Annotated in this window: 20 protein-coding genes; 9 read left to right on the top strand and 11 right to left on the bottom strand. The window is 66.1% G+C overall.

Annotated features, from left to right (window positions below; all coding sequences use genetic code 11):
* Nucleotides 1–108: 108 nt before the first annotated feature.
* A complete protein-coding gene (locus CV023_RS08080) occupies nt 109–2241 on the top strand; it encodes a choice-of-anchor I family protein (RefSeq protein WP_230744955.1) in 2133 nt (710 codons plus the stop codon).
* A 141-nt stretch (nt 2242–2382) separates the two neighbouring features.
* Here CV023_RS08080 and CV023_RS08085 read toward each other — a convergent pair whose 3' ends face one another.
* Both CV023_RS08085 and CV023_RS08090 read right to left on the bottom strand, forming a co-directional pair.
* Entirely contained in the window at nt 2383–3204 is an 822-nt protein-coding gene (locus tag CV023_RS08085) for a siderophore-interacting protein (protein ID WP_230744956.1), read from the bottom strand.
* Nucleotides 3205–3352: 148 nt separating this feature from the next.
* On the bottom strand, nt 3353–4684 hold the full coding sequence (locus CV023_RS08090) for a glutaminase (protein ID WP_230744957.1): 1332 nt from the start codon (nt 4682–4684) through the stop codon (nt 3353–3355).
* A gap of 295 nt (nt 4685–4979) precedes the next feature.
* Between CV023_RS08090 and CV023_RS08095 the strand changes: the two genes are divergently transcribed.
* Entirely contained in the window at nt 4980–5825 is an 846-nt protein-coding gene (locus CV023_RS08095; RefSeq protein WP_230744958.1) for a hypothetical protein, read from the top strand.
* 17 nt (nt 5826–5842) lie between these two features.
* The gene (locus CV023_RS08100) at nt 5843–6595 is read left to right on the top strand and encodes a hypothetical protein (protein ID WP_230744959.1); all 753 of its coding nucleotides are present in this window, start codon (nt 5843–5845) and stop codon (nt 6593–6595) included.
* Nucleotides 6596–6622: 27 nt separating this feature from the next.
* Here CV023_RS08100 and CV023_RS08105 read toward each other — a convergent pair whose 3' ends face one another.
* The 6 genes from CV023_RS08105 to CV023_RS08130 form a co-directional block, all read right to left on the bottom strand.
* Entirely contained in the window at nt 6623–6946 is a 324-nt protein-coding gene (locus tag CV023_RS08105) for an antitoxin (RefSeq protein WP_230744960.1), read from the bottom strand.
* Nucleotides 6947–7010: 64 nt separating this feature from the next.
* Nucleotides 7011–8255 (bottom strand): M20 family metallo-hydrolase, encoded by a 1245-nt coding sequence (locus tag CV023_RS08110; protein ID WP_230744961.1) that lies wholly within the window; start codon nt 8253–8255, stop codon nt 7011–7013.
* Nucleotides 8252–9499, bottom strand: a complete 1248-nt coding sequence (gene nhaA / locus CV023_RS08115; protein ID WP_230745183.1) for a Na+/H+ antiporter NhaA — start codon at nt 9497–9499, stop codon at nt 8252–8254. Before nhaA ends, CV023_RS08110 begins: the two co-directional genes overlap by 4 nt.
* A gap of 143 nt (nt 9500–9642) precedes the next feature.
* Nucleotides 9643–9792 carry a hypothetical protein gene (locus CV023_RS08120; RefSeq protein ID WP_230744962.1) on the bottom strand — a complete coding sequence of 50 codons (150 nt, stop codon included), beginning with the start codon at nt 9790–9792 and terminating at the stop codon, nt 9643–9645.
* A gap of 11 nt (nt 9793–9803) precedes the next feature.
* A complete protein-coding gene (locus CV023_RS08125; RefSeq protein WP_230744963.1) occupies nt 9804–11315 on the bottom strand; it encodes a SulP family inorganic anion transporter in 1512 nt (503 codons plus the stop codon).
* Nucleotides 11316–11395: 80 nt separating this feature from the next.
* The gene (locus tag CV023_RS08130) at nt 11396–12124 is read right to left on the bottom strand and encodes an LmeA family phospholipid-binding protein (protein ID WP_230744964.1); all 729 of its coding nucleotides are present in this window, start codon (nt 12122–12124) and stop codon (nt 11396–11398) included.
* A 164-nt stretch (nt 12125–12288) separates the two neighbouring features.
* On the opposite strand from CV023_RS08130, the gene CV023_RS08135 reads away from it, so the two are divergent.
* Nucleotides 12289–13209 carry an SCO6745 family protein gene (locus tag CV023_RS08135; RefSeq protein ID WP_230744965.1) on the top strand — a complete coding sequence of 307 codons (921 nt, stop codon included), beginning with the start codon at nt 12289–12291 and terminating at the stop codon, nt 13207–13209.
* A gap of 13 nt (nt 13210–13222) precedes the next feature.
* On the opposite strand, the gene orn is transcribed toward CV023_RS08135, so the two are convergent.
* Nucleotides 13223–13828 carry an oligoribonuclease gene (gene orn, locus CV023_RS08140; RefSeq protein ID WP_284934613.1) on the bottom strand — a complete coding sequence of 202 codons (606 nt, stop codon included), beginning with the start codon at nt 13826–13828 and terminating at the stop codon, nt 13223–13225.
* Between the two features lie 180 nt (nt 13829–14008).
* Here orn and CV023_RS08145 point away from each other — a divergent pair, with 180 nt between their 5' ends.
* The 3 genes from CV023_RS08145 to CV023_RS08155 all read left to right on the top strand — a co-directional run bounded on the left by CV023_RS08145 (nt 14009) and on the right by CV023_RS08155 (nt 18321).
* Entirely contained in the window at nt 14009–15628 is a 1620-nt protein-coding gene (locus CV023_RS08145) for a hypothetical protein (RefSeq protein ID WP_230744966.1), read from the top strand.
* 60 nt (nt 15629–15688) lie between these two features.
* Entirely contained in the window at nt 15689–16648 is a 960-nt protein-coding gene (locus CV023_RS08150) for a tetratricopeptide repeat protein (RefSeq protein ID WP_230745185.1), read from the top strand.
* Nucleotides 16649–16713: 65 nt separating this feature from the next.
* Nucleotides 16714–18321 carry a hypothetical protein gene (locus CV023_RS08155; RefSeq protein WP_230744967.1) on the top strand — a complete coding sequence of 536 codons (1608 nt, stop codon included), beginning with the start codon at nt 16714–16716 and terminating at the stop codon, nt 18319–18321.
* 81 nt (nt 18322–18402) lie between these two features.
* On the opposite strand, the gene CV023_RS08160 is transcribed toward CV023_RS08155, so the two are convergent.
* Both CV023_RS08160 and CV023_RS08165 read right to left on the bottom strand, forming a co-directional pair.
* Nucleotides 18403–18795, bottom strand: coding sequence for a hypothetical protein (locus CV023_RS08160; protein ID WP_230745186.1), 393 nt, complete (start codon nt 18793–18795; stop codon nt 18403–18405).
* A 62-nt stretch (nt 18796–18857) separates the two neighbouring features.
* Nucleotides 18858–19208 carry a hypothetical protein gene (locus tag CV023_RS08165; protein ID WP_230744968.1) on the bottom strand — a complete coding sequence of 117 codons (351 nt, stop codon included), beginning with the start codon at nt 19206–19208 and terminating at the stop codon, nt 18858–18860.
* 124 nt (nt 19209–19332) lie between these two features.
* Between CV023_RS08165 and CV023_RS08170 the strand changes: the two genes are divergently transcribed.
* Together CV023_RS08170 and mnmA are read left to right on the top strand one after the other, a co-directional pair.
* Nucleotides 19333–20544 (top strand): cysteine desulfurase family protein, encoded by a 1212-nt coding sequence (locus CV023_RS08170; RefSeq protein ID WP_230744969.1) that lies wholly within the window; start codon nt 19333–19335, stop codon nt 20542–20544.
* Nucleotides 20541–21734 carry a tRNA 2-thiouridine(34) synthase MnmA gene (gene mnmA, locus CV023_RS08175; RefSeq protein ID WP_230744970.1) on the top strand — a complete coding sequence of 398 codons (1194 nt, stop codon included), beginning with the start codon at nt 20541–20543 and terminating at the stop codon, nt 21732–21734. The genes CV023_RS08170 and mnmA overlap by 4 nt, the downstream gene beginning before the upstream one ends.
* The last annotated feature ends 149 nt before the right edge of the window (nt 21735–21883 follow it).

Genomic DNA, 21883 nt, shown 5'->3' on the forward strand with positions numbered 1-21883 from the left:
AGCTCACCCGGCGTCCATCTCCAGTTCGGGGCGGGGCCAGACTGACTGCCTATGAATGGATGATTGTGGGCACGCTCGGCCCGCGCCCATTTCTACTCCGGAGACTCGATGACGCACCCCGCCGCCGCGACGACGATCACTGCCTCACTGGCCGCACTGACCTTGGCCGCCGGCCTCACCATCGGCCAGACGATCGCTCTCGGAGGTGCAGCCCACGCCGCCGAGGTCAGCGATCCGATCAGCCACTCCGCACCGGACGCCGCGCTCGAACTCGGGTTCCTCGGCTCCCACGAAACGGGTCAGTTCGACGAGGCCGCCGCCGAGATCACCGCCGTCCACGGCGACACCGTCTTCACCGTCAACGCGCAGTCCGCCACCGTCGACATCATCGACGCCTCCGACCCGAAGAGCCCCGAGAAGGTCGGCGAGATCACGGGCTCCGGCGTGGCGAACTCCGTGGCGATCCGCGAGGACGGGCTCGGCGTCGTCGCCCTCGAAGACGAGGACAAGACGAAGCCGGGATCGCTGATGTTCTTCGACGCCACCGACACCTCGGCGCCGGTGCTGGGAACCGTGCCCGTCGGCTCCCTGCCGGACATGGTCACCGTCACCCCGGACGGCGAACACGCGCTCGTCGCCAACGAAGGGGAGCCCGCCGATGACTTCTCCGCCGACCCGGAGGGCTCGGTGTCCGTGATCGACCTGCCCGCCGAGGTGGCCGCGCCGGAGACCTCGGGCGTGCACACCGCTGACTTCCACGGCTTCGAGGAGGGCGGGGCGAAGACCCTGCCCGAAGGCGTGCGGATCTTCGGACCGAATCCCGAGGGTGACCTGTCGGTCTCGCGCAACCTCGAACCCGAATACATCACGGTGGCCGGGGACAAAGCGTATGCCACCTTGCAGGAGGCCAACGCGATCGCCGTCGTCGATGTCGCCTCGGCCGAGGTGACCGAGATCCTCCCACTCGGGTTCAAGGACCACGGGCGGGCCGGCAACGGACTCGACGCCTCCGACCGGGATCCCGAGGACGCCCCGGAGGTCAACATCACCGAATACGAGGGGCTCAAGGGCGCGTACATGCCCGATACGATCTCGACGTTCTCCGCCGGCGGCACCGACTATCTGGTCACCGCGAACGAAGGCGACTCCCGAGAATGGGGCGATTTCATCGACGCGGCCAGGGTCAAAGACCTCGGCGAGGACGACCTGGCACCCGTGTGCGAGAACTCGCCGTTGGCTGACAAACTCGGCGATGAGGATCTGGGCCGGCTCAACGTCATCACCGATAAGGGCCTGAGCGAGGACGGTGATTGCTACGAGGAGCTCTATGCCTTCGGCACCCGCTCATTCTCCGTGTGGACGACCGACGGGAAGCTCGTCGCCGACTCCGGTGACAGCTTCGAGCAGATGACCGCCGAGGCGATCCCCGACTTCTTCAACTCCAACCACTCCGAGTCGAACCTCGAGGGACGCAGCGATGACAAGGGACCCGAGCCCGAGGCGCTGACCATCGCGGAAGTGGGGGAGAAGACCTACGCCTTCGTCGGCTTCGAACGGGTCGGCGGAATCGCCGCCTTCGATCTCAGCGACCCGGCTTCGCCCGAGTTCGTCACCTACTTCAACAACCGTGACTTCTCCGTCTCGGTCGAGGACGAGATCGAGGATGCTTCGGACCCGAAGGCACTGCTCTCGAGCGCCGGGGACCTCGGGCCGGAGGGAATCACGTTCCTCCCCGCTGATGAGTCGCCTTCGGGTGAGGCCGCGCTGGTCGTGGGCAATGAGGTGTCGGGCACGACGAGCCTGTACTCGGTGGCGAACCTCGCCGATGACGATGATGGGGACGAGGGCGCCGAGGCCTCGTCCGAGGCGAATGGCGATGAGGAAGCCGGCGCGGATAGCGAAGGTACCGCGGACGATGAAGGCGGCGCGGATGAGGCTGCCGGCGCGGAAGCCGACAGCGGAGCCGCCGAGGGTGCAGAAGCAGGCAGCGACGACGCGGCCGACGCCGATTCCGCCAGTGGCACGCAGGACGCAGACCAGTCAGCCGACTCGGAAGGCTCGAAAGCGTCAGAAGGGGCCGAGGGCTCACAGAACGGCAGCGACTCCTCCGACGACGACAATGCGGGTCCCCTGCCGCGCACGGGTGCCGACCTCGGTCAGTACCTCATCCTCGGCGGGATCGCGCTCGGGCTGATCATTATCGGCGTCGTCGCCTTCCTCCTCACCCGTCGTCGCCGCTGAGCCGGTGGGCTCACTTCGAGAGAAGACACGAGCGACGAGAGCCGACCGCCGCGTGGAGAGCAGACTTCCTGAACTCTGCTCTCGACGCTGCGGTCGGCTCTCGCGGATGATGCCGCTGATTCCGCCGCGGCTGGCCGGCTGTCAGTCCTCGATCTTGCCGATGGGTTCGCGCTTCTCGGCCTGGAACTGGTCCTCAGCGCGGCCGTGGGCCCAATAGGCCGAGATCGACAGTGCCTCGCGGGGCACCTCGTGGTCCTTGAGGACCTTGCGGATCGTCTTGATCGTCTCGCGCTCGCCGTGGGCGAAGACCTGCGGAGTGGTCTCCGGCCAGTCGAGCTCGCGCACCGCGGCGATGAGCGCCTCGTCCGAATCGACCCAGGTGACGTCGAACCCGGCCGGCAGCTCGGGCAGCAGTCGATCCTCGTCGTGTTCGACATTGGCGAGGAGCACACCGGTCGCCTCGGCGGGCATCGCCTCGAGCGCGGAGCTGACGGCCGGGATCGCGGTGTGGTCGGCGATGAGCAGATGCCAGGGGGCATCGGCCTCCGGGGCGTATTTGCCGCCGGCTCCGACGAGGACGATCTGATCGCCGACCTGGGTGCTCTTCGCCCAGGGGCCGGCGATGCCCTCATCGCCGTGGACGACGAAGTCGATCTTCACCCACTTCTCGGCCTCGTTGATCTCGCGCACCGTGTAGGTGCGGTTGCGCGGCAGCTTCTCGGGAACGTTCTCCCGCAGATCGGCCAGATCGTAGGGCGGGGTCAGCCCGTGCTGCGGATCGGCGAACATGATCTTGACGTACTTGTCGGTCGCGTCGTTGTTCGAGATCGCATCGAATCCCTCGCCGCCGGCGGTGATGCGGATGAGGTTCGGGGTGATCTCCTCGACCGCTTGGACGCTGAGGATGGCCTGGGGTTTCGGGGGACGAGCGGGACGCTGGTCCGGTGTGGCGGATGCCGTCATGGGGTTCCTTCCGTGGAAAAGCCCACGCCGAGGCGGTCGGAGGACCACCTCGGCGCTGAAGGGATTGTAAGGCTCACCTTATCAAAGGAATGCAACGGGATGGCGAGGGCCCGGGCAAGCATGACCCGGCGCTCACACGCTGAGGCGCTCACACGGAGCGGTCGGCCATCTCCCGCCGACGGTCGTTGCGGACCCGTTTGAGGCCTTTGACGGACTTGAGGGAATCGAGGATCTTAACGTCGGGCAGCGCCGAATCCGGGCCTTTGCACTTCATCATGTCCTCGGGATCCATGAGCACGACTCGGATGCCGTCCTCCTTGAGCCGCGACAGCGCCTCGGTGAGCATCTTGCGCGCGACCCCGTTGATCTCGTTGACTCGTCGCAGGTCGAGGATGAACACGTTCGTGCTGGTCGCGGGATCGTCCATGGCGCGGATGACGTTCTCCGACCCGCTCCACTGGATGAGTCCCTGGAGACTGCAGATGCGCACCATCTCACCGTTGTTGCCGACGAAGCGGCGGTCGCGGCGGATGATCGACCGCGCCGGTTCGGGAGCGTCCATGATGTGCAGGCTCAGCCGGTTCGACAGATCGCGGAAGATCTTCGCCCCACGCACGCTGGTCCCGTGTCGGTCCAACCTCGGCGAGAAGGTGGCGATGCCGACCTGACCGGGCATGACCCCGAATACGCCGCCGGAGACGCCGCTCTTGGCGGGAATCCCGATCTCCGTCATCCAGTCACCGGCCGCGTCGTACATTCCGCAGGTCATCATCACCGCGAGCACCTGCCGGTTGACCCGGGGTGAGAGCACCTGCTCACCGGTGATCGGGTTGAGACCGCCGCCGGCCAGGGTCGCCGCCATGATCGCAAGGTCTTTGACCGTGACGAGGACCGAGCATTGGGCGATGTATCCCTGCACCACGTCGTCCGGGTCGTCGAGGAAGACGTCGTAGGAGCGCAACATATTGGCGATGGCGATATTGCGGTACGCGGCCTCCCACTCGCCTGCGGCCGTGGATTCGTCGACCCGCAGGTCCCGGCCGGCGAAGCGGGAGAGTCCGGAGCGGGCGATCTCGGTGCGTTCGGCGAGGCTCGATCCGTCCTTTCCGAGGAGGGAGTGGATGGCCAGCGCCCCGGCGTTGATCATCGGGTTGAGCGGTTTTCCGGACTTCTTGTCGAGCGAGAGCTCGTTGAACTTCTCACCGCTGGGTTCGACTCCGACCATGTCGAGGACGGCCGGCAGTCCCGCCTGTTCGAGCGCGAGCCCGTAGATGAAGGGCTTCGACATCGATTGGATGGAGAACTCGAACTCCGAGTCCCCGGAGGTGTACTCGACCCCGTCGAGCGTGGAGATGCAGATGCCTAGCTTCTCCGGATCGGCGGCCGCCAGGTCCGGGATGTAGTCCGCATTCTCCCCGGAACGGTCGGACCGATGCCGGTTGAGGGTTTCGTCGAGGAAATCCGGGATGGGGGATCGCATTGCACCTCCTGATGTTTCGAGTGGATCTGTGGGCTCGCGTCGAGCTCTGGTCTCGCGCTGATCGTTCGGGTCGGCTGTCGGCGGTGTCGGGGGGCCGCGGAATCCGCAGGTCCCAGCTCCTGCCGCTCGGTTGCAGCCAGTGAGCTCGAAAAGCTCAGAGTGCCATTCTCACACAGACGACCGCCGAGGTCAGGCCGGTGGGTGTGCGTGGGCCCGCGCCGAACCCGTCACGCATGTTGCCGAACTGGCACGGCAGGGACGATCGCCGGACCGGGCGCGGAAATAGTCTGAGGCGATGCAGCCCAAGACCAGACTCATCCTCCTCGGCACGATCGCGGCCGCCTTGGTGATCGCAGTCGTCGTGGCCATCATGGTCAGAGATGCCGTCGAGCCGCCCTCCGGTACCAGCGAACGCCTGTCGGAGGAGGCGCTGACGCCTGAGGAGATCACCGCCGAGGTGACCCCGCATCCCGATGGCACCCTGCAGGTGCGCCAACGGCTGATCTTCGAGGCACCGCCCACCGGCGTCGCGGATCTGAGCTGGTGGGTCGGCGAAGACCAGCTCGGGTGGCGCGATGAGCCGGATCGGCCGCGCTATGTGCTCAAACCCCGGATCGTCGATATCGCCGCCGTGGAGCTGAGCACGGCGGCCGATTCGACGCAGGAGAATCCCGCCGTCAAGGTCGAACTCACGGTCGACCTCGACGATTCGAAGGCCCACGACCGTTTTCCCTCGACGAGATACATCTTCACCCGTCCGGACGTCGACGGTGGAAGTGCGACCGTCTGGGAGGCCGGACGGCACGTCATCGACTTCAGCTACACCCTCGACGAGGTGTACCTCGACATCGGCGGTCAGGCACTGTTTGTGCTGCCGCTGGGCTTTCCCGGGGAGTCCTCTCAGTCCCGAGGTGTCCGCAGCGTCACCCTCACCGACGGCGGAGAGATCCGCTGCCTGCCGTCGAATGGCACCTTCGAACCCGACGCCGACTGCGCCGGCCTCGATGACCGCAGAAGTGGACAGGACGGCCGAGAACTGACCTGGCGGCAGGAGAACGGAGTGAGGATCAAGGCGATCGGCTTCGCCCCGCCCGAGGGAATGCAGACCGCTCCGATCCCAGCACAAGAGAAGGTCAGCTGATGCCTCACACGACTCACATGTCTCACACTTCTCAACCGAAGACCCGGGCTGATGCCGCGACGAGGCGCCGCAGGGTGTCGATCGTCGCGGCGCTGTTCATCACTCTCATGATCCTCGGCGGACTCGTGATCGGCGAGGGGATGAACGCTCAGAGCGCCGACGCCGCACCCAATCCGTACCGGGGCAAGATAGCGACCCATCTCGTGACCATCGCCGCGGATGGGACCTATGACGTCGAGACGGTGCAGGTCATCGATATGGCCCTCGAGAGCGGCTATCCCTTCGGCGGGGAGATCCACGACGGCTTCCGGCTTCCCGACACCGAGGCACTGCTGCCGCCCTATCTGCGTGCCGAGTACTCTGATCCGTCGATCGTCATCGCCGGTCAACCCGCCGAGGTGGCCGTTGAGAAGGAGATCCACGCCGTCGATATCTCGGCCTTGGGCAAACTGCCGAAGGGGAAGACCGAAGGAACGGTCGACTACCGAGTCACCGGCGCCGCGGTGCCGGCCGCCAAACACGTCGACGTGTACTTCCGTCCCCTGGTCAGCGGCGACCTCATCGTGAAGTCGGAGGCCCCGATTCTGACAGCCCACTGCGAGGACTGGCCCCCGCAGGGCAGAACCTGCGGGGGCCAGGAGGGAGACGTCTGGACGTTCTCCAAGGATGAACTCAGGGCCTCCGATCGCACCGATGTCGAGGCCGTGCGGATCACGGTCGATGCGGATCCCGATGACCTGGTCGAACCGGTGATCGATACGGAGTACTGACGTCCGCGGACGCGAGATGCCCGATGCTCAGCGGTTTTCGGAGCGATCCGAATCGTTCGTGGAATTGCCCTGCTCGGGGTTGTCATTCCTGGTGGTCGAGTCGTTCCTGTTTTCTGCGTCGTTCTGATTCGGAGAATCGTTCCTGTCCGATCCGATCGCCTTGTCGGCGGCGTCGCGGGCTTTCTGGATCTTCTCCGTGTGTTTGCCGCCCGTGAGCGATTCGGCAGCTCCCGCGGCCTTGTCGAGGATCGAGTCGGTGACTTTCTCGGCCTTCTCGGAGTTGAGCTTGTCCTTGATCTTCGGGTCGTTGGCGAGGTTCTTCGCCTTGTCGAGGAATTTGTCGAATGCCATGTCGGCTCCTTCTTCGTGGGGTCTGTCGAGTCGAAGCCTAATCGCCGAGGCTGTGACCGGGCTGTCAGTGCCTCAGTGAACCGTCCAGGCGCAGCACCGTCTCCAGCAGCACCGAGATCCCCGGCAGGACGCCATCGAGTGCGGTGAACTCCTCGGGACAGTGGCTGCGCCCGTCGACGGAGGGAACGAAGATCATGCCGACCTGAGTCTTCGCGGCGATGATGCCGGCATCGTGTCCGGCGCCCGAGAACATTCTGGACCGGGACAGACCGAGCTCGGCTGCCGCCTCGGTGATGGTCGCGGTGATCGGCTGGTTTAGGGGTACGGGAGCGTCATCAGTGGTCCATTCGATCTCCATCGTGACCCCGCGCCTATCGGCCTCCTGCCCGGCGGCCTCGGTGAGCCGTCGCGCCGCTTCGTGCAGCCAGGAACCGTCGGGGCCGCGGAATTCTCCCTCGACGACAGCGTTCTCACTGACGACGTTGACGGCTTCGGGGGTGAACCTGATCTGCCCGGAAGTGCCGCGGGTGTTCGTTCCCGATTCGGCGATCGACTCCACGGCGAGGACGGTTCCGGCGGCAGCACATCCGGCATCGGCGCGGACACTCATGCTCGTCGTTCCCGCATGGTCTTGACGGCCGGTGAACAGAGCCCGGAAATGGTTGATCCCGGTGATCGTCTCGACGACTCCGATCTGGGCTCCGCCACGTTCGAGTTCGGGACCCTGCTCGATATGGAGTTCGAGGAACGCGGTGACATTCGTGAAATCGAAGCCGGAGGTCAGAAACTCCTCGGGGTCGATCCCGGAGTCCGGCAGAGCCTGGGCGAGAGTGCGACCGGTGGAGTCCGTGGCCGCCAGGGTGGAACGGTCGACCAGACCCGTCATCGCCCGAGAGCCCAAGCAGAAGAATCCGAAGTCATTGGGCTCTTCATTGAAGAACACGACGATGACGAGGTCATGGTCGAGTCGGATGTCGTTCTCGCGCAGCAGTCGGACGACCTCGATGGCGCCGAGCACGCCGGTGATCCCGTCGAAGCGGCCGCCGCCGTCGACGGTGTCGGTGTGGGAGCCGAGCATGATCTGCCGACCGCCGAGACGCCCGGGCAGCACGCCGATGACGTTGCCGGCACCGTCGACGCGGGTGGTCAGTCCCGCCTGTCTCATCAGTGAGCGAGCGAAGTCACGACCGGCGATGTCCTCCTCGCTCAGCGCCCGACGGGTCCATCCCGGCCGTGTCGAATCGGTGAGGGTGGCCAGGTGGGTGAGTTCGGCGTCGAAGCGTTCGCGGACCGGGCTGATCGTGCTCATCGGTGAGCCTCTCGTTTCAAGGACTGTCGGCGGTAGTGCCGATTCCGGATGGTCAGTACGAGCGTAGCGAGCACCGCCGCGAGGAGCGAGGCGGTGAGGATAGCGACCTTCGCATGGTCGTGCTCGGCCGAGCCGGAGGCGAAGCTGAGCTCGGCGACGAGCAGGGACACGGTGAATCCGATGCCGGCGAGCAGACCGATGCCCATGAGATCGATCCACTTGAGGCTGGGATCGAGGGATGCGCGAGTGAACTTGCTGATCAGCCACGTGGAGGAGAGAATGCCCAGCGGTTTGCCGAGAACGAGAGCGGCGATGATGGCGAAGGTCAGCGGCTGGGAGAAGGCCTCGATCAGACCGGAGCGACCTCCCACGGCCACCCCGGCGGCGAAGAACGCGAACACGGGGACGGCGAATCCGCTTGAGAGCGGACGCAGGCGATGTTCGAGGATCTCGGCGAGACCCGGTGTCGCCTCGGCGGCGATTCCCGAATTTCCCCCGTCCGAGGCGAGCGGGACGGCCCGTCTCGGTTTCCGGGCGAGTACCGGGACCGCGAAGCCGAGGATGACTCCGGCGATCGTCGCGTGCACCCCTGAGGCATGCATGAACCCCCAGGCGACCACGCCCAGCGGCAGCAGGATCAGCCACGCCGCCCAGCCGTGTCGGCGGAAGAAGTCCGTGAACCTCCAAGTCAGGGCACCGAAGACAAGAGCCGCAGCCAGGGCGGCTGCCAGAGCGAGCAGACTGATCTCTTCGGTGTAGAAGACCGCGATGATGGTGATCGCCAACAGATCGTCGACCGCGGCAAGGGTGAGAAGGAAGACCCGCAGCGCTCCGGGCAAGTGTGAGCCGGCGAGGGCGAGCACGGCCACGGCGAAGGCGATATCCGTGGCGGTCGGAATCGCCCACCCGCCCAGCAGCTCCGGACTCGCGACGAGGAGGCCGGCGTAGATGACGGCGGGGATCAGCACCCCGCCGGCCGCCGCCGAGATCGGGACGATGGCGGTCGAGAAGCTGCGCAGGCTGCCTTTGGTGAACTCGACCTTGAGTTCGAGGCCGACGAGGAAGAAGAAGATCGCGAGCAGCCCGTCGGCTGCCCACTGCCCGAGGCTGAGCTTGAGATGCCAGGGTTCGAACCCGAGCTCGAAGTCCCGGATCGAGAAGTACGAACTGGAAGCCGGGGAATTGGCCCAGATCAGGGCCGCCACTGTGGCGGCGAGCAGGAGGGCGCCGCCGACGGTGTCCATGCGCAGGACGTTGAGAAGGCGGGAGGAGTGGGGTGCAGAAGATGCAGAGGTCACAGAAAACCCATTTCGTAGTCGGTCGACGGTGGATTCCGACCCGAAATGCGTGCAGAGGTGCCTGAGCGTCCAGGGGTGCCTGGGCGTGCTCAGAGGGCGGGCCGGAGTGGAACTCCGGCCGAAAATGGTGCGGTGCCAGACAGCATCTCGCCCCATGAGGTGATGTAGCCGTTGGTGCCCGGGTGCGGCAGGACCCACACCTTGGGTGCGAAGACGGCGGCAGGGGCTGGGCGTGACATCGCTGACAAGTCTAACCCAGCCCGCCCGAGAGTCGGGCGTGGATGGCTTCGGTGTATTCGTTCATCCCGCGCAGCTCCACCAGGGCGCCTCGGGCCTCATATTTCGTCACGATCGCGTCGAGGGCTGCGACCGTCGAGGCATCCCACACATGGGAGCGGCTCATATCGATGATGATGTGATCGGGGTCGTGCGAATAGTGGAACTGTGTGGTCAGGTCATTCGAAGAGGCGAAGAACAGCTCACCGGTGACCGAGTAGTGGACGTCCTCGCCACCGGGGGAGACCGTACGTTCGACGGTGACGAAGTGAGCCACACGGCGGACGAAGAGGACGCTGGCGACGAAGACTCCGATGACCACGCCGATCGCCAGATTCTCGGTGAGGACGACGGCGGTGACGGTGATGACCATGACAGCGGTCTCCGACTTCGGCAGCATCTTCAGCGTCGCCGGGCGGATCGAATGCCAGTCGAAGGTGTCGACGCAGACCATCATCATGATCGCCGCGAGCGCGACCATCGGGATCATGCCGACGATGTCGCCGAGGACGACGACGAAGAGCAGCAGGAAGGCTCCGGCCATGAACGTCGAGATCCGAGTCCGCGCTCCCGAGGCGCGGACGTTGATCATCGTCTGCCCGATCATCGCGCAGCCGCCCATCCCGCCGAAGAGGCCCGAGAGCATGTTCGCAGCACCCTGACCCCAGGATTCGCGGGTCTTGTTCGAGTGGGTGTCGGTGATCTCGTCGACGAGTTTCGCTGTCATCAGCGACTCCATCAGACCCACAAGCGCCATCGCCAGGGAGTACGGGGCGATCGTGCGCAGGGTCTCCCAGTTCAGCGGCACGTGCGGGATGAAGAGCTCGGGCAGACTGCGCGGCAGTTCGCCCTGATCGCTGACAGTGGGCACGTCGATGGCGAAGACGACGGCGATGCCGGTGATCAGAGCGATCGTGATCAGGGGTGCTGGCACGATCTTCGTCAGCCTCGGCATGACCACGAGGACGAGGATGCCCAGCCCCAGCAGCGGGTAGACCATCCACGGCACACCGATGACATGGGGCAGCTGGGCGGCGAAGACGAGGATCGACAGCGCATTGACGAAACCGACCATGACGCTGCGGGGGATGAAGCGCATGAGCTTCGCGACCCCGCAGACGGCAAGCAGGATCTGGAACACTCCGGCGAGCATCACCGTGGCGATGAACATGTCCATCCCGTGCTCGCGGGCGACCGGGGCGATGACGAGGGCGACGGCTCCCGTGGCCGCCGAGATCATCGCCGGCCGACCGCCGAGGAAGGCGATCGAGACGGCCATGATGAAGGCCGAGAACAGCCCCACCTTCGGGTCGACCCCGGCGATGATCGAGAAGGCGATCGCCTCGGGAATGAGAGCCAATCCGACGACGAGGCCGGCGAGGACCTCACGGGTGAGCAGCCTCGGCGACCTCAGTGCCGTGAGAACGGAGGGCTCGGGTCGGTAACGGCTCGAATCGTCGGCCACGGCTGGAATGGGTGTCGTCACCCGCGGAACATTACCCCATCGCCTGCGCGTATCTCAGGGCCGCCTGCACGTATCTCAGGGCCGATCCGAATCCACCCGGGTCAGGACAGTGAGACCCCGGTCCCGTGCAGGCTGACCTTGAGTCCGGCATCGATGGCCTCGATGTCCGTGAGTTCGAGGCCGGCGGGCAGGAAGTCGAGGTCGATGACGATATCGGAGATCGCCGAGGTGAGGAACCCCGGCAGCGAGGCGACGTCGACCTCGGCGGAACCGAGGCGGATCGTCGTCGCATTGACCACGGCCTGCCGGGAATCGGCCTGCGGGTCGATGCCGATGAGCAGATCCTGACCCAGCAGGGAACCCTTGAGGTACAGCTGGCCGCCGTCCGTGGTGAAGCTCATTCCCTCCGGCAGGGAGGTATGCTCGGCGGCGAGCGAATCGAGGGTGGTCAGGGGGAGTACGGCACTCGCCTCCACCGTGCCGACCGGTCGGGAGGTGTCGACGGGGACGTCGTAGAGTCGGGCGTCGACGTTCGTGAAGTCGACGTTCTCATAGCGGGCCTTCGCTGCAGTGACGTGAACGGAGTCGAGTTTCCCTCCGGCCATCTGCGTGAGCACGGGGAAGCCCTCGACGGAGACATCGGCTTCGCCGTAGTCCGTGAGGCTCTGCTCGATCCGTCGTTCGGTCGTGAAGTCGACGATTCGGTCGGCTGCGATCGCGCCGATGAGGAGAGTGAGGACGATGATGATCGCGGCGATGATGAGCTTCGTCCGCCGCGAGGTGCGGCGCCGAGGTTCGTGTGGGTACTCCAGGGTGCGCGCGGTCGTCATGGACACCATTGTCGCTGATCACGGCCGTCGATGCTCAACCGCCCCACTCGCATCAGCGACCGGGCCCCACACGCCGCAGCGATCTGCGCCTGCACAAGGCTGCGAGTCTGATCCGATGATGCGAGAGCGTGGACGCAGTCGGCGCCTGACCCTAGGATTGCGTCATGGACTCTCACCGCACGAGCAGCATCAGGACCGTCTCCGCCCGCCTCAACTCGTTCCACGCGGCGATCTACTTCTCCGACACGGTCGGTCGCGCCTACGCTGCACGCGGGCTCGAACCCGGTGTCGAGGGAAACATGGCGGCCCGGTCGGCACCTCTGGGACGGGTCAACGCTGGTGTCGTCAGCGCCGCCTACTACAACTACTCGCCGGCGTTCGTGGCCACGCTGATCCCGAGGCTGTGGGACATCGTCTCCCCGGACGACATGGTCACCACCCGCTTCGAAGCGGTCGCCGCGTTCATGGACGAGATCTATTCGACCCGCGATGACATCGCCCTCCTCACCGAGGCGGCCACGCAGCTGTCGACGGACCTGGCCCCGGTGCTTGAGAACATGGACTTCACGGGCCGGGCGCTGGCGTCGGCGACGGCCGATGCGATCGCCGGACACGAACCGCGCACACCTTTCGAGCGACTCTGGGACACTGCGACAGTGGCCCGCGAATTCCGCGGGGACGGCCATGTGGCATCCCTGGTCACGACAGGAGTGCCCGGCATCGATGCGCTTCTGCTCGACGTCGCCACCGGCGCCTCGTTCAGGCCTCGGGCCGCCCAGAAGACCCGCGGCTACACCGATGAGGAATGGGCCGCAGCGCAGTCACGGCTGGCCGAGGCCGGTCTGATCACCATCGGCCAGGACGAGCGCGGTCACGATCTGCCGGCCATCACCGAGGCGGGACGCGAGCTCAAGGAGCAGGTCGAAGTCCTCACCGACGGCACCGTCGCGCACGCCTGGTCGGTCCTCAGCGATGAGCAGATCGAGTCGATGCTGACCCCGAGCCGGAGCCTGATCAAAGTGCTCGCCCAAGCGGGAGCCTTCCCATCGACGATCTTCGCCCACCCCGAGAAGAAGGCGGGCTAAGGGAAAGCTCGGGTCAGCGCGGAATGCTGGCGGCCACCTCGGCGGCGATGGACTTCGCCTCATCGGAACTGGGGCCCTCGGCCGAGAACACGGCCTTCCGGTAGTAGTTGAGTTCGACGATCGAGTCGAGGATGTCGCCGAGGGCGCGGTGGTTGCCGTGCTTCTCCGGGGACTGGAAGTAGGCGCGGGGGAACCACTGCTTGGACAGTTCCTTGATCGAGGAGACGTCGATGATGCGGTAGTGCAGATGGTTGACGAGTTCGGGCATCTGCTTGGACAGGAACACCTTGTCGGTGCCCACGGAATTGCCGCCCAGCGGGGCCTTCCCGGACTCGGGAACATGCTTCTTCACGTACTCGAGCACCTGCGTCTGCGCCTCGGCGACGGTGGTGCCGGCATCGAGCTCGGTGATCAGCCCCGAGTTCGTGTGCATCTTGGTGACGAACTCGTTCATGTTCTCCAGCGCCTCGGCGGAGGGCCTGATGACGATGTCGATGCCGTCGTCGAGAGGGTTGAGCTCGAAGTCGGTGACGATGGCCGCCACCTCGATGAGTTCGTCCCTGACCTCGTCGAGGCCGGTCATTTCACAGTCGATCCATACAATTCTGTCGTTGCTCACCCGCCCAGCTTAGGGCAGGTGCCTGACACGAGGACATCTGCCCTGATCGCCGAGGCGGTTCTGTGGTTCTCGACACACGCTGAGTGTGCGCACAGAGGCAATGTCAAGGCAGTGACCTAAACTTGGAGAGTCCCCGTCGTTCGGGGTGCCGTTTTGCGTTGTCGAGGAAAGGGTTCGTACGTGCGCTACACACTTGCTGTGATTCTCATGGTGGTGGGTGTCGTTGTCGGAGGCCTCGGCATCCTGCAGAAGACTGTGTGGGCACCCGACGACACGATCACCGCCACTGCGCAGATCGACGCGGATTCTCCGGCCGTCGTCGTCGACCCGGGAATGCTCAATCTCTACGAAACCCCCGCGACCCTCAAGGTCGAAGGCTCAGGAGATCTCACGATCGCTCAGGCCCCGATCGAGAACATCGACGCCTGGACGGGCGAATCCGCAGTCGACCGGGTCACCGGCCTGGCCGAGGGCGGGGAGCTGACGACCAAATCCAAGGACGGCGAGAACACCGTACCCAACCCCGCAGGCGCCGACCTGTGGGAGTCTGAGGTCACCGGCACCGATGCCGTCACCCTCGACTGGTCCGATGACGCCAACCGCACCGGATTCCTCATCGCCGGAGACGGCGAAGCAGGACAGGTCAAGACCGTGACTCTGTCCTGGCCGAACCATGCCGAGACCCCATGGGCGATTCCGCTGATGATCATCGGCGGCGCCGTCTTCCTCGGCGGCATGGTCCTCCTCATCTTCGGCCGCAGCAGCGCGAAGAAGGAAGCCAACCGGCGCAAGGCCCGCCAGGAGCGTCGTCGCAAGCTCGCCGAATTCGGCACCGCCTTCGCGATCGTCCCCGTGCTCGCGCTCAGCGCCTGCGGGCCCGAAGAGCTGCCGACACCCGAGCCGTCGGAGGCCCCGAGCTCAGCGGCCGCCGGAGTCAGCGAGGGCCAGGTCAAGAGGATCCTCGACTCCGTGGCCGAGGACGTCAAGGCCGCCGATGACAAGACGGACAAGAAGAAGCTCGAGGAACGCGCCACAGGCCCCGCCCTCAAACAGCGCGAAGACGCCTACAAGGTCAAGGAGAAGGTCGAGAAGCAGAAGCTGCCGCCGGCCGTGGCCAGCGACGACATCGTCGTCAACTACACCGCCGCCACCGACACCTGGCCGCGGATGACGAGCCTGATCACCTCGGCGGGCGACCAGACCCAACTCCTCGTGCTCACTCAGGAGGAACCGCGCGCGGACTACAAGCTGTGGTCGCAGACTCAGCTGGTCCCCGGCACCGAACTGCCCGAGATCCCCGACGCCAGGCAGGGCTCCCAGCTGCTCGACCCCGGTGCCGACGGTTTCGTCGCCACCCCGGAGAAGGCCGTGGCGAACTACGCCAAGGCGCTCGGATCCGGGGCGGACAGCAAAGAGGCCAAGGGCTTCGAATCGGACAGCTTCTCGAAGTCGATCTGGGACAACCAGAAGAAACAGAAGGAGAGCGCCGAGGACGGCAAGGCCGAGGTGAAGTACAAGTACACCCCCGGAAAGGAGATCGTCGCCCAGGGCACCGCCGGAGACGAAGCTGTCGTCACCGGAGTCATCGAAGCCGAATCGACGATCACCCCCGAGTCGACCGGCGGACGGACCGGAACCCTGACGCTCTCGACCCCGCAGAAGGAGCTGACCGGTGAGGACAGCACCCAGAAGGCCGTGACGACGAAGACCACCCAGGTGCTCACATTCATCGTGCCCAAGGACGGAAAGGTCAGGCTGATCGGCGGAACCGAGACCCTGGCCGGAGCCGAACTCGGCTGATCCGAGCACTGCACATACGGCATCGAAGCGACATCGCGCAGCAAAGGAGACCACGTGTCAATGGATCCCTCGCAGGAGAACTCGCAGCAGAATCAGGGTCTTGACCTGTCTGCGGTGCGGAGTAAGAACCTGCCGACCGAACAGCAGCCCGGCGGACAGACGGGCGGTCCGGCCGGACAGCCCGGCGGTGCGGGTCAGGACCCGAACGCCGTGAACGTGCCCGCCCTCGTCTTCGACGTCGATGAGGCCAGCTTCAACGACGTCGTCGCGATCTCCGACAGAGTGCCGGTCGTCATCGACCTGTGGGCCGAATGGTGCGAGCCGTGCAAGCAGCTGTCCCCGATCATCGAACGCCTCGTCTCCGCATACAACGGTCGACTGATCCTGGCCAAGGTCGACGTCGACGCCAACCCGCGTCTGCAGCAGGCCTTCGGGGTGCAGTCGATTCCGAACGTCGTCGCGATCGTCAAGGGCCAGCCGGTGCCGCTGTTCCAGAGTGCGCTGCCCGAACCGCAGGTCAAGGCCTATCTCGACGAGCTGCTCAAGCTCGCCGGTGAGAACGGCGTGACCGGGCATGCCGTGGTCGCCGGCGCCGAACCCGAACCCGCGGGCCCCGCCCACCCGGAGGCCGAAGAGGCCCTGAGCAAGGGCGACTTCGACACCGCCGAGTCCCTGTTCAAGGCGGCACTGGCCGCATCGCCGGCCGATGACGAGGCGAAGTTCGGCCTCGCGCGCGCCGGCCTCGGCCGTCGCCTCATCGATCAGGACCCCGCACAGCTCATCGCCGCAGCCGATGCGAACCCGCAGGACGTCGAGGCCGCGAAGGCCGCCGCCGATGCCGAGGTCGTCGGCGGTGATCCCGCACATGCCTTCACCCGGCTGATCGCGCTGATCCGCACCTCCGCCGGAGACGAGAAGGAATCGTTGCGCCTGCGGGTCCTCGAACTCTTCGAAGTCCTCGGCGCCGATGATCCGGCCGTGGCCAAGGCACGCACCGCACTGATGAGGGCATTGTTCTGATCCAGATAGTCCGTCTCACCACAGCCATCCTGTTCGCGGTCGCGGCCATCGCGATCGGCGTTCTGGTGGGCTCGGCCCTGTCCGTCGTCGGCACCGACGAGGTGACCGAGACCGAGGCCTTCAAGGTCAAGGACGGCTCCTATGCGGTTGTCCTCGATGAGGCCATCGTCCCATACTCGGGGACGAACGTGACGGTCGAGGCCGAGAACACCGAAGGCAAGGAACTCTTCGTCGGGACGGCGAACGGCGTCGACGCTGACAGCTATCTCGACGGTGTCGCCCAGGAGCAGATCAGCGACGTGTCATTCCCCAATGAGGTCGTCCACCGGTCCATCCCCGGGGACCCGAAGCCCGAGACCGACATCGCCGACCGCGACTGGTGGATCAGCCAGGACACCGGCGAGAAGGTGACGAAGACCTTCGATCTCGACGCCGATCCGCAGGTGCTCGTGATCGCTCCCGCGAATGCCGATGACAACCTCGACGGCACCACCGTGGCGCTGAAGATGCGCGTGGCCGGTGTCTTCGGACTCAGCCTGCTCGGCATCGCCCTCGGCGTGATCCTCGCCGGCTTCGCCGTGTTCTTCTTCCTCCGCTGGTGGAGCGGACGCATCCGACCGCGGAAGAAGGATGCCTACCACGGTGACGAGAAGTCTCCGGAACCGCCTCGGCGCAGGGACGAGCGAAAGGCACGGTCGATGCGCATCGCCACGGCCGCGACACTGGGCTCCGGTCTGGCGCTGAGCGGCTGTTCGGCTCTGCCGGTCGCGCAGCCGCACACCCCGGAGAACACGCCCTATGAGCGCACGGCGATGCGCCCGGGTGAGGCCGGGAAGTTCATGACCGGATACACCGAGTCGCTGGACAAGATCCTCGGCGACGGCGGTACGGATCTCGACAAGATCCAGGGCGCGCCCCTGATCGACCGGACCCGGGCGCAGATCCAGATCGCGGACAAGGCCAAGCAGAAGCTGCGGGCACCCGACTTCACCGAGGTCGTCGCCGGCAGCCCGAGCTTCGAGGCGTACCCAATGTGGTTCTACGCCTTCGGCACCGCCGCGGAGGACTCCACCGAGGGTGATGAGCAGATGACGCAGGTGCAGCTGGTGACCCGCGAATCGGCTTCGGCCGAACCGATCGTGCGCAGCGCCTCCTATATCCCCAGTGACCAGATGCCCACGCTCATGGCCGACGGCAAGGGCGCAGTGGAGACCGCACCCGAGTCATTCGACGAGGAGCTCTCGACCACGGCGGACCAGGTCTCGTCCTACCTCGTCGACGGCAAGGATGAAGGCAAGGACGCCGAAGGACTCGGCGAGGGTGGTTTCAAGGGATTCCGCGACTATTTGGGCGACCTGCGGGACAAGGACTCCGGCTTCGACAAGGTCGATGTCGAGTGCAAACCGTATGAGGACCTCGACTTCGCGACGATGGCGCTGTCGACCGAGCACGGTGCGATCGGCATGGGCGAGGTGCGCTGCACCCTGACGATCAAAGTCCCCGACGACTACTCACTCGACCTCGGCGACACCGTCGAAGCGGTGAAGACGAACGACAAGGACGGCGACACCGTCAAGGTCGAGACCGCGCATCCCTATGTGCTGCTGAAGACCGACGACAAACTCAGCGCGGTCGCCACCGACTGGAATGTGCTGACCTCGCGCATCGAGTGACGCGCGGCGTCAGGGTGTTCGGTCCCGCGGCTCAGCCTCGGGGCCGGGGCCGGGACCCGAGGCTCAGCCTCGGTGACCTGCTCAGCCTCGGCGGACCCGCTTGTCGACGCGAGCGAGCCACCACAGGCCGATGAGCGGCAGGATCAGCGGAATGAACCCGTAGCCGATTCCGAAGCTCGACCACACGGACGGCTTCGCGAAGTCCTCCGGATGGGTGAAGCTGAGGATGCCGACGACGATGACGCCGACGAACTCGATCACGCAGGAGGCGATCGCGATCCGGTGCGAGGTCCGGTTGCCGATGACCAAGCAGATCGTCGCGAGAATGTAGATGACGGCGGCGATGACCGAGAGCGAGTACGCGATCGGGGCGACGTCGAACTCGCGGATCACCTGATAGCCGGCACGAGCCGTGGCCGAGAGCGCGAAGATCGCATAGACCGCGGTCAGGGCGCGGCCCGGCCCGGTGTGCATCGCGGAATAGGGGGAGCGGATCCCGATCGCCGCATCCTTCTTCTTCGCCCGTGAGCGTCCGTTCACTGCCAAATCTGGTCCATTCTCTCGATCATCACGATCACCGTCAGTCCACCCGCGGCGAGCACTCCCGGACCCCAGCGGCTGAGTTCTGCGAACGCCCAGAAGCCGGCGAGTCCGACCACGAGGATCGCGGTGAGGACATAGCCGAAGAACAGCAGGGGGTCGACATTCTCAGACGACCCGAATGCGGCGATCGAGACGATCAGCTGCGCGATGAGCAGCAGCAGGAGCAGCGCGGTGACACCGAGGAGCAGTCTGCCGGCCGGACGGTTGCGGATGGTTTCGACGATCGACCACACGCTGAGCACGGCTGAGACGGCATAGAGCACGAAGGTGAAAACGGTGAACACCCGGCCCAGTTTAGTCCGCCCGCACCGCCGTGGGGGATCCGGGCACCGTCGTGACCGGCGGGAACCGGGTGAGATGCGGCACTGCTCCTGGCCGAAGTCGGCCACACGGCCTAAAATCGAAAGGGTGCCCATCTATCTCGATCATGCCGCCACCTCGCCGATGCCCGCCGAGGTGCTCGACGTGTACACCGCGGAACTGGCCAGGCGCGCCAACCCCTCGGCCCTGCACGCCGTCGGACAGGCCGCTCGGATGCGCATCGAACAGGCTCGTGAGGACATCGCCGACGCGGTCGGCGCCGCCACCTCCTCGGAGGTCATCTTCACCTCCGGAGGCACCGAGGCCGACAACTTCGCACTCAAAGGCCTCTACCTGGCCCGCAACGGCGGCAGCTTCGACGCCCCCGCCCGGCCCCGCGTGCTCACCTCGACGATCGAACACCACGCGATCCTCGACTCCGTGGAATGGCTCGAGACCCAAGGCGCCGAGGTCGTCTCGCTCGATGTCGACGCCGAGGGCAGGCTCGATCTCGATGCCGCCCTGGCCGAACTGCGCCGCGAGCCCGAGCGCACCGCCGTGATCAGCATCATGGCCGCGAACAACGAGATCGGCACCATCCAGCCGATCGCCGAGATCGGAGCTGCGGCCAAGGAGCTCGGCGTGCCCTTCCACATCGACGCCGTCCAGGCTCTCGGGCAGATCCCGTTGGACTTCGCCGCACTCGGCGCCACCGCGATGACCATCACCGCCCACAAGATCGGCGGACCCGTGGGCATCGGCGCCCTCCTCCTCGACCGGGCCGCAGCGCCGGCCCCGATCCTCCACGGCGGAGGGCAGGAGCGCGGCGTCCGGTCGGGCACCCTCGACGTCGCGGGGGCCGTGGCCTTCGCCAAGGCCGTTGAACTGTCCACCGGAGATCTCGAGCACCGGGCCGCGGGATTCACAGCACTGCGTGATCGTCTCATCGACGGAATCGAATCGACGATCGACGGTGCCCGTCTCTCCGGTCGCCGAGGCAGGGGCCGGCTTCCCGCGAACGCGCACTTCACCTTCACCGGGTGTGAGGGAGATTCGCTGCTCTTCGGACTCGATGCCAGAGGCCTGGCCACCTCGACGGGATCGGCCTGCTCTGCCGGAGTCTCCCGGCCCTCCCACGTGCTGCTGGCCTGCGGCATGGATGAGGACACGGCCCGCTCAGCTCAGCGCTTCAGCCTCGGCCATGACACCATCGAAGCCGAGGTCGACGCCCTCCTCGAAGTGCTGCCGGCCGTCGTCGATCAGGCTCGCCGGGCCGGAATGGTCTCGGCCACCCCACGTTGGATGCAAGGAGCATCATGAGAATTCTCGTCGCCATGTCCGGCGGGGTCGACTCCTCGGTCGCCGCCGCCCGCGCCGTCGATGCCGGACACGAGGTCGTCGGCGTCCATCTGGCGCTGTCCCGCATGCCCGGAACCCTGCGCACGGGTTCGCGGGGCTGCTGCACGATCGAGGACTCCCGCGACGCCCACCGGGTGGCGGGCATGCTCGGCATCCCCTTCTACGTGTGGGACTTCTCCGAGCGGTTCAAGGAGGACATCGTCGATGACTTCATTGCCGAATACGCCGCCGGCCGCACCCCCAATCCGTGCATGCGCTGCAATGAGCGGATCAAGTTCGCCGCTCTCCTCGACCGTGCCCTGGCTCTGGGCTTCGACGCCATCGCCACCGGCCACTATGCCGAGGTGATCCGCGATTCCGAGGGCAACCCCGAACTCCACCGCGGCGAGGACCTGGCCAAGGACCAGTCCTATGTCCTCGGTGTGCTCACCGGTGAGCAGCTCGAACACTGCTACTTCCCGATCGGTGCCACCGCTTCGAAAGCCGAAGTCCGCGCCGAGGCGGCCGAACGCGGATTCTCCGTGGCCAACAAGCCGGACTCCTATGACATCTGCTTCATTCCCGACGGAGACACGAAGGCCTGGTTGGCCGACAAGATCCCGATGCGCCCCGGCCTGATCAAGGACGCCGAGGGCGAGGTCCTCGGGCAGCACGACGGTGCGATGACCTACACGATCGGGCAGCGCAAGGGCCTGGGCATCCAGAAGCCGGCCGCCGACGGCAAGCCGCGATTCGTCACCGGCCTCGACCCCGCCTCGAACACCGTGACCGTGGGTTCGCGGGCCGACCTCTCGGTCTCCCATCTCACCGGCATCCGCACCTCCTGGTGCGGTCCGGTCCCGGCCGACATCGGCGCCGAACCGGGCACCGCGATCGACTGCGAGGTCCAGATCCGGGCTCACAGTGACCCGGTCCCGGCCCGCGCCTGGCTCGGAGACTTCGTCGCCGAGGCACCCGAGCACGAAGTCAGCCCCATCGTCGACGAGGTCGAGGTGCCGGCGGCACGCCCCGCCGGCCAGCTCATGCACATCGACGTCGACGAAGAGCTCTCCGGCGTCGCCCCCGGCCAGACCATGGTCATCTACCGGGGCAGCCGAGTCCTCGGTCAGGCCACGATCGACCGCACCGCCAAGGACCGCCTCGGCGTCTGAGCAGCGTCTCCGATCGTGAGCCGCCCGGCGAGCGCAGGGCGGAGCATCGAGAGCCGACGTTGTGCAGTCTGCGCTCGACGCCCGGCTCTGCGCTCGAGGCTTGGCCCTTCGCTCGACGCCCGGTTGCGCGTTCGGGCCCGCGGTATCGG

It is taken from the genome of Brevibacterium sp. CCUG 69071, from assembly GCF_021023135.1.
GTDB lineage: Bacteria > Actinomycetota > Actinomycetes > Actinomycetales > Brevibacteriaceae > Brevibacterium.

Excerpts from the sequence above, each read along its gene's own strand:
- CV023_RS08080 (WP_230744955.1), top strand. The coding sequence starts at position 109 with ATGACGCACCCCGCCGCCGCGACGACGATCACTGCCTCACTGGCCGCA.
- CV023_RS08085 (WP_230744956.1), bottom strand. The coding sequence starts at position 3,204 with ATGACGGCATCCGCCACACCGGACCAGCGTCCCGCTCGTCCCCCGAAA.
- CV023_RS08090 (WP_230744957.1), bottom strand. The coding sequence starts at position 4,684 with ATGCGATCCCCCATCCCGGATTTCCTCGACGAAACCCTCAACCGGCAT.
- CV023_RS08095 (WP_230744958.1), top strand. The coding sequence starts at position 4,980 with ATGCAGCCCAAGACCAGACTCATCCTCCTCGGCACGATCGCGGCCGCC.
- CV023_RS08100 (WP_230744959.1), top strand. The coding sequence starts at position 5,843 with ATGTCTCACACTTCTCAACCGAAGACCCGGGCTGATGCCGCGACGAGG.
- CV023_RS08105 (WP_230744960.1), bottom strand. The coding sequence starts at position 6,946 with ATGGCATTCGACAAATTCCTCGACAAGGCGAAGAACCTCGCCAACGAC.
- CV023_RS08110 (WP_230744961.1), bottom strand. The coding sequence starts at position 8,255 with ATGAGCACGATCAGCCCGGTCCGCGAACGCTTCGACGCCGAACTCACC.
- nhaA (WP_230745183.1), bottom strand. The coding sequence starts at position 9,499 with ATGGACACCGTCGGCGGCGCCCTCCTGCTCGCCGCCACAGTGGCGGCC.
- CV023_RS08120 (WP_230744962.1), bottom strand. The coding sequence starts at position 9,792 with ATGTCACGCCCAGCCCCTGCCGCCGTCTTCGCACCCAAGGTGTGGGTC.
- CV023_RS08130 (WP_230744964.1), bottom strand. The coding sequence starts at position 12,124 with ATGACGACCGCGCGCACCCTGGAGTACCCACACGAACCTCGGCGCCGC.
- CV023_RS08135 (WP_230744965.1), top strand. The coding sequence starts at position 12,289 with ATGGACTCTCACCGCACGAGCAGCATCAGGACCGTCTCCGCCCGCCTC.
- CV023_RS08150 (WP_230745185.1), top strand. The coding sequence starts at position 15,689 with ATGGATCCCTCGCAGGAGAACTCGCAGCAGAATCAGGGTCTTGACCTG.
- CV023_RS08160 (WP_230745186.1), bottom strand. The coding sequence starts at position 18,795 with ATGCACACCGGGCCGGGCCGCGCCCTGACCGCGGTCTATGCGATCTTC.
- mnmA (WP_230744970.1), top strand. The coding sequence starts at position 20,541 with ATGAGAATTCTCGTCGCCATGTCCGGCGGGGTCGACTCCTCGGTCGCC.